At 75.2% G+C, this 12,397-nt stretch carries 12 protein-coding genes; 9 read left to right on the forward strand and 3 right to left on the reverse strand.

All coding sequences use genetic code 11. The annotated features are described in order from the left end of the window. The first annotated feature begins 12 nt into the window (after positions 1–12). Positions 13–1,143: a PA0069 family radical SAM protein gene (locus tag QWZ14_RS05135; protein WP_290315496.1), complete on the forward strand. Its 1,131-nt coding sequence runs from the start codon at positions 13–15 to the stop codon at positions 1,141–1,143. Between the two features lie 2 nt (positions 1,144–1,145). On the opposite strand, the gene QWZ14_RS05140 is transcribed toward QWZ14_RS05135, so the two are convergent. Then, entirely contained in the window at positions 1,146–1,532 is a 387-nt protein-coding gene (locus tag QWZ14_RS05140) for a cupin domain-containing protein (RefSeq protein WP_290315497.1), read from the reverse strand. Between the two features lie 127 nt (positions 1,533–1,659). Between QWZ14_RS05140 and QWZ14_RS05145 the strand changes: the two genes are divergently transcribed. From QWZ14_RS05145 to QWZ14_RS05165, 5 genes are all read left to right on the forward strand, one after another. Beyond that, on the forward strand, positions 1,660–2,052 hold the full coding sequence (locus QWZ14_RS05145; RefSeq protein ID WP_290315498.1) for a cupin domain-containing protein: 393 nt from the start codon (positions 1,660–1,662) through the stop codon (positions 2,050–2,052). Then, the gene (locus QWZ14_RS05150; protein ID WP_290315499.1) at positions 2,052–2,675 is read left to right on the forward strand and encodes a ribonuclease HII; all 624 of its coding nucleotides are present in this window, start codon (positions 2,052–2,054) and stop codon (positions 2,673–2,675) included. Before QWZ14_RS05145 ends, QWZ14_RS05150 begins: the two co-directional genes overlap by 1 nt. An 84-nt stretch (positions 2,676–2,759) precedes the next feature. Then, positions 2,760–3,842 carry a site-specific DNA-methyltransferase gene (locus tag QWZ14_RS05155; protein WP_290315500.1) on the forward strand — a complete coding sequence of 361 codons (1,083 nt, stop codon included), beginning with the start codon at positions 2,760–2,762 and terminating at the stop codon, positions 3,840–3,842. Between the two features lie 77 nt (positions 3,843–3,919). After that, positions 3,920–5,152, forward strand: a complete 1,233-nt coding sequence (locus QWZ14_RS05160) for a M20/M25/M40 family metallo-hydrolase (protein ID WP_290315501.1) — start codon at positions 3,920–3,922, stop codon at positions 5,150–5,152. 104 nt (positions 5,153–5,256) lie between these two features. Then, entirely contained in the window at positions 5,257–5,685 is a 429-nt protein-coding gene (locus QWZ14_RS05165) for a DMT family transporter (protein ID WP_290315502.1), read from the forward strand. A gap of 72 nt (positions 5,686–5,757) precedes the next feature. On the opposite strand, the gene QWZ14_RS05170 is transcribed toward QWZ14_RS05165, so the two are convergent. Together QWZ14_RS05170 and QWZ14_RS05175 are read right to left on the reverse strand one after the other, a co-directional pair. Further along, on the reverse strand, positions 5,758–7,464 hold the full coding sequence (locus QWZ14_RS05170) for a glycosyltransferase family 39 protein (RefSeq protein ID WP_290315503.1): 1,707 nt from the start codon (positions 7,462–7,464) through the stop codon (positions 5,758–5,760). A gap of 137 nt (positions 7,465–7,601) precedes the next feature. Beyond that, the gene (locus tag QWZ14_RS05175) at positions 7,602–8,654 is read right to left on the reverse strand and encodes an A/G-specific adenine glycosylase (RefSeq protein ID WP_290315504.1); all 1,053 of its coding nucleotides are present in this window, start codon (positions 8,652–8,654) and stop codon (positions 7,602–7,604) included. On the opposite strand from QWZ14_RS05175, the gene QWZ14_RS05180 reads away from it, so the two are divergent. From QWZ14_RS05180 to QWZ14_RS05190, 3 genes are all read left to right on the forward strand, one after another. Continuing rightward, on the forward strand, positions 8,655–9,122 hold the full coding sequence (locus QWZ14_RS05180) for a DUF721 domain-containing protein (RefSeq protein ID WP_290315505.1): 468 nt from the start codon (positions 8,655–8,657) through the stop codon (positions 9,120–9,122). Positions 9,123–9,168: 46 nt separating this feature from the next. Continuing rightward, positions 9,169–9,792, forward strand: a complete 624-nt coding sequence (locus tag QWZ14_RS05185; protein WP_290315506.1) for a DsbA family protein — start codon at positions 9,169–9,171, stop codon at positions 9,790–9,792. Next, positions 9,789–12,397 (forward strand): AAA family ATPase (locus tag QWZ14_RS05190; protein WP_290315508.1); only part of this gene is annotated, 2,609 nt, incomplete at its 3' end. The genes QWZ14_RS05185 and QWZ14_RS05190, both read left to right, overlap by 4 nt.

Raw genomic sequence — 12,397 nt, forward strand, 5'->3', positions numbered from 1 at the left:
AGGAACGGTCCCATGCCTGACGGGTCGACCCTGGGGTCCGCTGTTTCCGCCCTTTTCCCCGGCCCGCGCAAGGGCCGCGGCGCCGTCTCCAACCCCGCCGTTCGCTTCGAAAGCACCGCGCGCGAGGCCTTCGACGACGGCTGGGGCAGCCTGGCCGATCTGGCCGAGCTGCCACCGCTGCCGACCACCCTGCTGCGCGAGGCGGCGAAGAGCGCCATGGCCTGGAACGACAGCCCGGACATCGGCTTCGACCGTTCCATCAACCCCTATCGCGGCTGCGAGCACGGCTGCGTCTACTGCTATGCCCGGCCCAGCCACGCCTATGTCGGCTACTCGCCCGGCCTCGACTTCGAGACCAAGCTGCTGTTCAAGCCCGACCTGCCGGCGCTGCTGGAGAAGGAGTTGCGCCGGCCCGGCTACGTGGCGAAGCCGGTGGCGCTCGGCGCCAATACCGACCCCTACCAGCCGATCGAGCGGACGCTGCTGCTGACCCGGCAGGTGCTGGAGGTGCTGGAACGCTTCGGCCATCCCGTCACCATCGTCACCAAATCCGCCGGCGTGCTGCGCGACCTCGATATCCTGACCCGGCTGGCGCGGCGCAACCTGGTGCATGTCTGCCTCTCCGTCACCACGCTGGATGCCGGCCTGGCACGGCGGATGGAGCCCCGCGCGGCGACGCCTGCCCGCCGGGTGGCGGCGATCCGGGCGCTGGCCGCGGCCGGGGTGCCGGCCGGCGTGCTGGCGGCGCCGATGATCCCCGGGCTGAACGACGCCGAGCTGGAGCGCATCCTGGCCACCTGCGCCGAGGCCGGCGCCACCCGGGCCGGCTACGTGCTGCTCCGCCTGCCGCTCGAGATCCGCGAGCTCTTCGAGGAGTGGGCGCAGGCGCATTTCCCCGACCGTGCCGCCCGCATCCTGGCGCTGGTGCGGGAGACGCGGGGCGGGGCGACCTACGACAGCCGCTTCGGGGCGCGGCAGACCGGCACCGGCCCCTATGCCGACATGCTCGCCGCGCGCTTCCGCCTGGCGGTGGGCAGGCTCGGGCTGGGGGGCGCCCGGGTGGTGTCCCAGGCGCTGGACTGCAGCCAATTCGCCCCGCCGCCCGAGGCCCAGGCCCAGGGGCGGCAGCTGGAACTGCTGTAGGCCTAGTCCGGGGCGGTGAAGAACTTCTGCCCCGCGGCGAAGACATTCGGCTTCAGGAAGACGCCGAGGATGGTCGCTCCTTCCGGGCCAGCCCAGGCGACATGGGTGTTGCCGGCCGGGCGCCAGACGAACTGGCCCGGCAGGCAGGTGCCCTCCTCGTCGAGGAAGGTGCCTTCCAGGACATAGGTCTGCTCGATCGCGGTATGCTCGTGCAGCGGCACCACCGCGCCCGGCTCCAGCTTCAGCAGCAGGGTGCACATGCCCGACGGGTCGCTGTAGAGCGTCTTCGACAGGATTCCCGGAAAGGCCGAGGTCTCCCACGGCATGCTGGCGGGATCGAGGAAGACCGAAGGCGGCGAGACCTCGGGGGCCAGCAGGCGCTGGCGCATCGTTTTCCGGGCTCCATCGGGCATGACGCTGCTCCCTGTGCAACGGGCCGAGCCTAGGCCCGCGCGGGCGCTTCCGCCAACCATGCGCTCTCGCTAGGCTGGCGGAATTCGGGGGGAGAAGGGTGCCATGCTGTCTCGGCGGATTTTCGCGGCCTGCGGGTTGTGCAGCGCCCTCGGGCTGGCGGCCGGGGCCCGGGCCCAGCCGACCGGTATCACCCGCCGTACCCTCGGCACCATCGACTATCCCGGCGACGGCAAGCATTCCATCCTGATGGCGCTCGAGCTGGCGCCCGGTGCGCTGATCGGCCGGCATACCCATCCCGGCATCGAATCCTCGGTGGTCACGGAGGGCGAGATCGAGCTGGAGGTCGAGGGCCAGCCCGCCCGCCGCTACGCCGCCGGCGAAGGCTTCCAGGTGCCGCCGGGCGTGCCGCATTCCGGCCGGAACGGCCCGGCGGTCTCGCGGCTCGCCATCACCTACGTCGTCGAGAAGGACAAGCCGCTGGCCTCGCCCGCGTAATGCCCGACTTCGCGCTCGAGGCCGCGGCCGGCGGCCGGGTCGCCGGGGTGGACGAGGCCGGCCGCGGCCCGCTGGCCGGGCCGGTGCTGGCGGCCGCGGTGGTCTTCCCCCGCGGCATGCCCGCCGGCCTCGCCGCCCTGCTCGACGACAGCAAGAAGCTCACCGCCGCCGCCCGCGACGCCGCCTTCGCCGCGCTGCAGGAGGCCGCCGGCCGGGGCGAGGCCGAATTCGCCATCGCCGCCGCCTCCACCGCCGAGATCGGCCGGCTGAACATCCTGCGGGCCAGCCACCTCGCCATGGCCCGTGCCGTTGCCCGGCTCGGCATCCTGCCCGGCCTCGCCCTGGTCGACGGCAACATTCCGCCGCCGCTGCCCTGCCCGGTCCGCTGCGTCATCGGCGGGGATGCGCTGAGCTTCTCCATCGCCGCCGCCTCCATCCTCGCCAAGGTGGTCAGGGACCGCGCCATGGCCCGGCTGGACCCGCGCTGGCCGGCCTATGGCTTCGCCCGCCACGCCGGCTACGCGACGCTCCGCCACCGCGAAGCCCTGGTCGCGCATGGGCCCTGCCCGCATCACCGCCGCGGATTCTCGCCCGTCGACCAAGCGGTGCTTCGCTTCGGTTGACCCGGGGACTCCGCCCGGCGATGTTGGGCGCTTGCCGATTCGCGTCGGCCAGCCGGACGATCGGTGGGGGGGCGTGCGTTGGGAATGGGACTCGAGTTGCCCCTGGACCAGATTCTGGTCGGGGATTGCATCGCGGAGATGCAGCGCCTGCCGCCGGCCTCGGTGCATGCCATCTTCGCCGACCCGCCGTACAACCTCCAGCTCAAGGGCGACCTGCGGCGGCCGAACGACACCCTGGTCGATGGCGTGGACGATGCCTGGGACCGCTTCGCCGACCTCGCCACCTACGACGCCTTCACCCGCGCCTGGCTGGCCGAGGCGCGCCGCGTCCTCCGCAAGGACGGCACCATCTGGGTCATCGGCAGCTACCACAACGTCTTCCGCCTCGGCGCCGCGCTGCAGGACCTCGACTACTGGGTGCTGAACGACGTCATCTGGCGCAAGGCCAACCCGATGCCGAATTTCCGAGGCCGGCGCTTCACCAACGCGCATGAGACGCTGATCTGGGCGGCCCGCGGCGAGGAGAGCCGCTACCGCTTCAACTACGCGGCCATGAAGGCGCTCAACGAAGACCAGCAGATGCGCAGCGACTGGTTCATCCCGCTCTGCACCGGCCCCGAGCGGCTGCGCGACGCGGCCGGCGCCAAGGTCCACCCGACGCAGAAGCCGGAGGCCCTGCTGCACCGGGTCATCCTCGCCTGCACCAACCCGGGCGAGATCATCCTCGACCCCTTCCTCGGCACCGGCACCACCGGCGCCGTGGCCCGGCGCCTCGGCCGGCATTTCATCGGCATCGAGCGGGACCAGGGCTACGCCGATGCCGCCGCCGAGCGCATCCAGGCGATCGTCCCGCTGTCGGAGACCGCCGCCCTGACCATGGCCGGCAAGCGCGAGCAGCCCCGCATCCCCTTCGGCACGCTGGTGGAACGCGGACTCGTGCCGCCCGGCTCGCTGCTGATGGACCGCGCCCGCCGCTGGTCGGCGACCGTCACCGCCGACGGCTCGATCCGCTGCGGCCGCGCCCAGGGCTCGATCCACCAGGTCGGCGCCGCGGTCCAGGAGGCGCCGAGCTGCAACGGCTGGGCCTTCTGGCACGTCGAGCTGCCCGGCGGCCGGCTGCGCCTGCTGGACGAGTTCCGCGCCGAGATCCTCGGCCTGCAGGCCTGACGCGCAAGGCGGCATCCCGACTTGACGCTGGCCCATCCGGCGGAGGATCTGGGGGCCACTCCAGCGCCGGATCCGCCATGCCCCCCTCCTCCGCCCCCACCCCTGGCGACACCATCGCCGCCATCCTCGCCGACCCGCGCTTCCAGGCCGCGACCGCCGTGCTCGAGCGCGAGCACGACCGCATGGTGGAGGACATCGTCACCCTCACCGAGATCCCCGCCCCGCCCTTCGCCGAGGAAGCCCGCGCCGCGGCCTACCTGGCGATGCTGCGCGAGCACGGGCTCGAGGAGGTGGAGCAGGATGCGGTCGGCAACGTGATGGGCCGCAGGCGGGGCACCGGCAACGGCGCCACCATCGTCGTCGCCGCCCATCTGGACACCGTCTTCCCCGCCGGCACCGACGTGACCGTGCGGCGCGAGGGCACCAGGCTCTTCGCCCCCGGCGTCGGCGACGACACCCGCAGCCTCGCGGTCAACCTCGCCTTCCTCCGCGCCATGGACGCCGCCGGCATCCGCACCCGGGCCGATATCCTCTTCGTCGGCGACGTCGGCGAGGAGGGCCTCGGCGACCTGCGTGGCGTCCGCCACCTGTTCCTCGAGGGCCGCCACCGCGACCGCATCCAGGCCTTCTTCACCGTGGACAGCCCGGAGGTCGACCGCATCGTCACCGGCGGCATCGGCAGCAAGCGCTTCCGCGTCACCTTCCGCGCCCCCGGCGGCCACAGCTTCGCGGCCTTCGGCCTGGTCAACCCGAGCTACGCCATGGCCCGCGCCGCGCTGACGCTCGCCGACCTTTCGGCCCCCACCGACCCGCACACGACCCATTGCGTCAGCGTCCTCGGCGGCGGCACCTCGGTGAACGCGATCCCCAACGCGGTCTGGATGGAGGTCGACCTCCGGTCCCAGTCGGCCGCCGAGCTCGCCCGCCTGGAGGCCGAGTTCCTCGCGGGCGTCGAGGCCGCCGTCGCCGCCGAGAACGCCGCCCGCTCCACCCGCGAAGGCGCGGTCACGGTCGAGATCGCGCCGATCGGCGACCGCCCCGCCGGCCATACGCCGGCCAGCGCCGATATCGTCCAGCTGGCCACCGCCGCCGTCGCCGCCCATGGCTACGCGCCACGTCAGGAGTACTCCTCGACCGACGCCAATATCCCGATGAGCCTCGGCATCCCCGCCATCAAGATCGGCTCCGGCGGGCGCGGCGGCCGGGCGCATTCGCTGGAGGAATGGATCGACGTGGAGAAGGGCGAGAGCCTGCGCGGCATGTCGGCCAGCCTCGCCACCATCCTGGCCGTCGCCGGCCTCGAGGCCTGACGCCGGGGCCGTGCGGCGATCCTGATGCATACCAATCAGGCTTCGCGCGTTCGCTCCGGCGAGGCAGGGCTCGGCCGGCCTCCGCACGGTGAAGGAACCGGTTTTTGGACCACGCAAGGGTTGGCGGCGCGACGCCCTCGCACTGGGCGGCGCTGGCGGTGGCCATCGTCGCCTCGCAGGCGGGCCAGCTGCTGCTGAAGCTCGGGGCGATGGGCCTGCCGGCGGGCAGCATCGCCGCGGTCATGCTGGCGCAGATGCTGCGCTGGCAGACCATGCTCGGCCTCTGCTGCTACGGCGGCGGCACCCTGTTCTACGCCCTGGCGCTGCGCCGCATCCCGATGTCGGTCGCCCTGCCCTGCACCGCCGTCTCCTATGTTTCGGCGACCCTGTTCGGGCTGCTGCTGTTCGGCGAGACGCTGACCATGCTGCACGTCGTCGGCCTGGCCATGGTCTGCGGCGGGGTCGTGCTGCTGGCGGAGATCGGCGGCGCGCCGGTGCCGCTGCAGGATAGGCCGTCCACCGGCGGGGGCTGACCGGCGCCAGAAGCGCGCGCCGCCCCGGGGCGGCCTCCGCGCGCCATGCCCACCGCGACCGCCGGGCTGGCTCTAGCGGCTCAGCAGCACCGCCCGGCAGCCGCCGCCGCCGGGCGCCTCGATGGCCTGCCGGTGGGTGAAGCCCGCCTCGGTCCCGAGGCGGTCCAGCAGCGCCTCGGACACCAGGTTCATCCGCTGCTCGCTGCCCCCCGGGATCGGGCGGAAGCTCTCGCGGTAGTAGGGAATGTCCCGCGTGTCGCCGGCCAGCAGCGCCACCACGTGGTCGGCCCTGGCCGCCTCCGCCGCGATCCTGTCCCAGGGCGCCCGGCTGCGCAGGTTCACCGTGGTCACCGCCCGCCGCTGCCGGTGGAAGGCGAAGGCGACCTGCACCTCGTTGAAGCCGTCGTGCTGGCCGAGCAGCAGCAGCTTCGGCTCGTCGGCCGGCAGCAGCGCCGCCAGCGGCCGCCAGTCGCAGGCGAGCCCCGGGCGGGACTGCATGGAGGTCAGCCCGGCGAGGGGCGGCGCGGCCGGCCAGCGGGCCACCAGCGCCAGCGCCACCGCCTGGGCCGCGACCAGGCCCATGGCGATCCGGAGGCCGGTCGTCCGGCCGCCGCGCCAGGGGAGCCGGTGCAGCCCGATCGCCATGGCGACCGCCAGCCCCGGCAGCGAGGCCAGCAGGAAGCGCGGGTTGTGGTTGGTCGCCAGGATATGTCCGGCGATCGGCGGCGCCGCCAGCAGCAGCGCAGCGGCGGCGATGCCGAGGGCCGGGTCCGGCCAGCGCCAGGCCCCCGCCCCGGCTGCCGCCCGCGGCCGCGCCTGCCAGGCCGCCCGGCCGACCAGCACCAGCGCGGCCAGCGCGCCGCCGGCCAGCGCCACCGCCAGGAAGGGCCCGAAGGCCCAGTCCGCGACGAACCACAGCCAGTTGCCGAGGTAGCCGATCGGGCTGTCGTTCTTCACTTGGTGCGAATGCCACTCGGTCAGGGCGAAGCGGGCATAGCCGATGTAGCGCCCGCCGTTGATCGCATAGAAGGGCCAGGCGATCAGCGCCGCGACCGTCCCCGCCAGCAGCATCCGCGGCAGCCGGGCGCGGTCGCCGGCCAGCATCACGGCGAGGCCGGCGAGCAGCACCGGAGCCACCTGCGGGATGAAGCTCAGCCGCGCCAGCGCCCCGGCGCCGAGGCAGGCCCCGAGCAGCAGCGCATTGCCCCAGCCGCCCTCCCCGGTCGCTTCCCGTGCCAGGCACCAGAGCAGCCCGGCCAGCGCCGGCAGCAGCAGCGTCTCGCTGAGGAATTCCTCCGCCGCGAAGAGGCTGACCGGCGCCATCAGGAAGGCCGCCGCCGCCAGCAGCCCGGCCGAGGTCCCGGCGGCGCGGCGGGCGACCAGCCCGACCACCGCCGCGGTCAGCAGGCTGAAGCCGAAGGCCATGAACCGCAGGGTGGTCATGTCGGCGTGCCCGGCCAGGCCCAGCGGCAGGGCCAGCAGGCGATGGCCGGGCGGGTGGTGCCGGGCTTCCAGGAACAGCGAATCCCGCAGCGCGCCGAGGCCGCCCCTGGCCAGCGCCACCAGGTCGCGCAGCGCCTCGTCCCCGTAGCCGATCTGGTCCCAGCCGCCGACTTCCGGGTGGGTCAGGATCCAGCCGAGGACCGTGCCGGCGAAGGCCAGCAGCGCCAGGCCCAGGCAGGCCAGCGGCAGCAGCAGCGATCCGGTCGCCAGCCGCTCCCCCGCGCCGTCCCCGGGGCGGGCAGGAGCGCGGACCGGGCTGCTGAGCGATACCTGCATGAACCCATTACTCCACCCCGGACGGGCGGATGCCCCGCGCCTTTGGCAAAACGTATGTAAATCGCACCGATAGCCGGTGCGCTGCACATTTGGTTCATGCCCGGTTGCGATCCGGCAATCTGCAACCCCAGGTTATTTCAGTTCAGCCCAGCCAGCACCAAAAGCTTCCGCATCACCGTGGGCAGGCCGGCCAGGGCCTCGGCCAGCGGCCTCGCTTCCGTCGCCGGCGGCGGCTCGATCCGCGCGACCTCGGCGGCGTAGAGCGTCATCTCCAGCTCGAAATGGGTGAAACCGTGCCGGGCCAGCCCCGGCACCCGCGCCCAGGCGAGGCCCGGCACCGGCGCATGCGCCAGCGCCTCCGCCGCCTCCCAGGGCGCCTCCCGCCAGGGCGCCCCCGGCACCTCCAGCATGCCGCCCAGCAGCCCGCTCGGCGGGCGGCGGCGCAGCAGCACCTGCCCGGCCGCATCGGTCAGCAGGAAATGCGCGCCATGCCGCAGCGGCCGGGCCCGCTTCGGCGTCTTGCGCGGCAGCTCCGCCTGGATGCCCCGGGCCTGGGCCAGGCAGCCGCCGCGCCAGGGGCACAGCGCGCAGGCCGGCGCCTTCGGCGTGCAGAGCGTGGCGCCCAGGTCGAACAGCGCCTGGGCGAAGTCCCCCGGCCGGGCCCGCGCCGCGGCATCCGCCAGGAAGCCCTGGGCCAGCGCCGCCAGCCGCGGCTTGGCCGCCGGCAACGGGGTCTCCTCCGCCGCCAGCCGGGCGACCACCCGCTCCACGTTGCCATCGGCCGGGACCACCGCCTCGCCGAAGGCGATGGCGGCGATCGCCGCCGCGGTATAGGCGCCGATCCCCGGCAGCTCGCGCAGCCCCGCCGCCGTGCGCGGGAAGCCGCCCCGCGCCGCCACCGCCCGGGCGGCCGCATGCAGGTTGCGGGCACGGGCGTAGTAGCCAAGCCCGGCCCATTCCTCCATGACCTCGGCCTCGGGCGCCGCCGCCAGCGCCGCCACGTCGGGGAAGCGGGCGAGGAAGCGGTCGAAGCGCGGGCCGACCGCGGCGACGGTGGTCTGCTGCAGCATCACCTCGGAGAGCCAGACCCGGTACGGATCCGGCGCCCCCGACCCCATGTTGCGGAAGGGCAGCACCCGGCGATGCCGGTCGTACCAGGCGAGCAGTGCGGAAGCGGAAGGGAGGGGCATGTGGCGAAGGATAGCGAAGACCGGCGATTCGTGTGGGGTCCCCGGGCGCTCGGCGCGCTGATCCCGACCCTGACCCGCCCGGTCTTCCGCAAGAAGAGCCCGGCCGGCGCCCTGCTGATGGCCGACTGGGCCGAGGTGGTTGGCCCGAGCCTGGCCGCCGTCACCAGCCCGAAGCGGGTCACCGGCGGCACCCTGACCATCGGCTGCGTCGGGCCGGTGGCGATGGAGCTGACGCACCTGGCCCCCGAGCTCATCGCCCGGATCAACGGCCATGTCGGCAAGCCGCTGGTCGAGCGGCTGCGATTCGTCCAGCAGGCGGCCGGCAGCATCGCCCCGCCGCGGCCCCGGCCGAAACCCGATGTCGCCCTGCCCGCCGCCGTGGAAGCCGCCGTGGACCGGCTTCCTCCCGGGGAATTGCGCGAGGCGCTGGCAAAGCTGGCACAGGGCGTCTATCGAAACCGGGGCTGACCTCCACGTGGGGCCGGCAAACCGATGTCCGCTCCCGGAGGGCCGCATGCTGCGTCGATCCATCCTCGCCACCGCCACGCTGCTGGCCGCGTCGCCCCTGCTGGCCCAGCCCGCCGCCGCCCAGGGGGCCGACCCGCGGCTGGGCGAGCGCGGTGCCGGCAACCCGGAGGCGCCGGTGAAGGTGTCGGAGTTCTTCTCCCTCACCTGCGGCCACTGCGCCGCCTTCCACAAGGAAATCTTCCCGCGGGTGAAGCGGGAGCTGGTGGAGACCGGCGCCATCCGCATGGTCTGGCGCGACTTCCCGCTGGACCAGCTGGCGCTGACCGCCTCCGCCGTCGCCCGCAGCCTGCCGGCCGAGCGCTACGAGGGCTTCATCGGCGCCCTGCTCGCCAGCCAGGACCGCTGGGCCTTCACCCGTGGCGACCCGATGGCGGAACTCGGCAAGATGGCCGCGCTCGCCGGCATGGCCAAGCCGCGCTTCGACGAGGTGGTGGCCGACGCCGCCTTCCAGCGCGGCATCCTGGAGCAGCGCATGGCCGCCGAGCGCGAGTTCAACGTCACGGCCACCCCGAGCTTCGCCTTCCAGGGCAAGGGCGCCCTGCGCAGCCAGTCCGGCAACATGACCTTCGAGCGATTCCAGCAGCTGGTCGAGGAAGCGAGGCGCGGTTGACCGAAGCCACGCCCAAGGCCGGCGGGGAGCCGGTCGACGGGGCGCCGGACGCGCCCGAGGACGCGCCGGTGGGTGACGCTGTGCGGCGCGACGCGCCGCGGGCAACCCTGGCCCGCCTCCGCATCGCCGGCTTCAAGAGCTTCGCCGAGGCCACCACCGTCGAGGTCATGCCCGGGCTGACCGGCATCGTCGGCCCGAACGGCTGCGGCAAGTCGAACGTGGTCGAGGCGCTGCGCTGGGCCATGGGCGAGACCTCCGCCCGCTCCATGCGTGGCGGCGAGATGGACGACGTCATCTTCGCCGGCACCGCCACCCGCCCCGGCCGCAACCTGGCCGAGGTCTCGCTCTACCTGGAGGACGCCACCGGCCTCGCCCCGCCGCCCAATGCCGAGGCGCCCGAGCTCGAGATCATCCGCCGCATCGGCCGCGGCGACGGCTCCTCCTTCCGCATCAACGGGCGGGAGGTCCGGGCGCGGGACGTGCAGACCATGTTCGCCGACATCGGCTCCGGCGCCCGCGCCTCGGCCATGGTCAGCCAGGGCCGCGTCTCCGCGATGATCTCCGCCAAGCCGGAGGAGCGCCGGCAGGTGCTGGAGGAGGCCGCCGGGATCAGCGGCCTCCGCGCCCGCCGGCACGAGGCCGAGCTGAAGCTGCGCCAGGCCGAGACCAACCTCGGCCGCGCCGAGGATCTGCTGGGCCAGCTCGATACCCAGCGCAACTCCCTGCAGCGCCAGGCTCGCCAGGCCAACCGCTACCGCAACCTCTCCGGCCTGGTCCGCCAGGCCGAGGCCGAGTGGCTCTCGCTGCTGCGCGCCCGCGCCCAGGCGGCGCTGGCCCTCGCCGGCGCCAGCTTCGCCACCGCCTCCGCCGCGACGAAGCAGGCTGAGGCCGCCGCCGAGGCCGCCGCCATCCGCAGCTTCGAAGCCGAGCGCGGCCTGCCCGCCCCGCGCGAGGCCGAGGCCATCGCCCGCACCGCGCTCGAGCGCCGCCGGGTCGAGGCCGAGGGGCTGGAAGCCGAGGAACGCCGCGCCCGCGAGGCGCTCGCCGCCGCCGAGGCCGCCCTCGCCCGCATCGCCGGCGACCTCGGCCATGCCGAGGCGGTCGAATCCGATGCGCTGGCCGCCGAATCCCGCCTGAGCCGGGAGGACGGCAGCCTCGCCGCTGCGGAGGCCAGCCTGCCTGCCCGGCTGGAGGCCGCCGCCGGCGCCCTGGCCGAGGCCACCGACGCCGCCCGCGCCGCCGAGGCCGCCGCCAATACGGCGACCGAGCAAGCCGCCGCCATTGCCGCCCGCGCCAATGCCGCCGCCATGGAACTGGCCGCCAGCACCGAGCGCGCCCGCCGCCTGACCGCCCAGCGCGACGCCCTGGCCGCCGAGCACGCCACCGCGCTCGCCGCCCGCATCGAACCCGAACTGCGCGACATGGCCGCGGCCGAGGCGACAGACGCCGCCGCCGCCCTGGACGCCGCCCGCGCTGCCCTGGCCGCGGCCGAGGCCGCCCGCACCGAGGCCCAGGAAGCCCATGCGACGGCCCGGCGCGAGACCCTTGCCGCCGAGGCCGAAGCCGCCCGCGCCGGCACCGCCCTGGCCGAGGCCGCGCAACGCGCCGGCCGCATCGCCGCCCAGCACGGCAGCCTCGCCGCCGAGCACGCCGCCGCCCTGGCCCAGCGCGTCCCGCCCGAGCGCCTCGCCGCCGCCGCGGCCGCCGCCCGCGCTGCCGAGCAGGCCCTGGCCGAAGCCCGCACCAGCCTGGAAGCCGCCGATGCCGCCCGCGCCGCCGCCGAGGAAGCGACCGCCACCGCCCGCCTCCGCGCCGCCGAATCCCGCAGCGGCCGCGACCGCGCCAGCGCCGAGCACGCCACCGCCACCCAGCGCGCCACCCAGGCCCGCGCCCAGCACGCCCGCCTGCTGGTCGAACGCGCCGCCGCCCGCGCCGCCACCGTCGCCCCCGACCTGGGCGCCGCCGCCCAGGCCGAGGCCGCCGCGGCCGCGGCCCTCCTCGCCGCCGCCCTGTCCTCGATCACCGCGGCAGAGGCCGCCCGCGCCGCCGCCGCCGCCCGCCACGCGACCGCCCGCACCGCCGCCGCGGAGGCCGCCGCCGAGCAGGCCAAGGCCAGCGCCGAGGTCCAGGCGCTCGGCGAGACGCTGGCCGCCGGGCAAGGCGCGGGCAGCGCCGCGCCGCCGGTGATCGACGCCGTCTCCGTCCCCCCCGGCCTCGAAGCCGCCCTTGGCGCCGCGCTCGGCGAGGCGCTGCAGAGTCCCACCGACCCCGCCGCCGCCCGCCACTGGCGCGACCTGCCGCCCTTCGCCGCCGCGCCGCCGCTGCCGGAGGGCCTGACCCCGCTCGCCACCCTGGTCGAGGCGCCGCCCGCCCTGGCCCGCGCCCTGGCGCAGGTCGGCCTGCTGCCGGAGGGCGCCGACGGCGCCGCGCTGCAGGCCGCACTCGCCCCCGGCCAGGCCCTGGTGGCCCGCGACGGCGCCGCCTGGCGCTGGGACGGCCATACCGCCCGCGCCGATGCCCCCAACCCCGGCGCCATCCGCCTGCAGCAGCGCAACCGCCTGCGCGCCGCCGAAGCCCGCATCGCCGCGACCCGCACCGCCGCCGA

The organism is Paeniroseomonas aquatica (assembly GCF_030409335.1).
Taxonomy (GTDB): Bacteria; Pseudomonadota; Alphaproteobacteria; order Acetobacterales; family Acetobacteraceae; genus Belnapia; species Belnapia aquatica.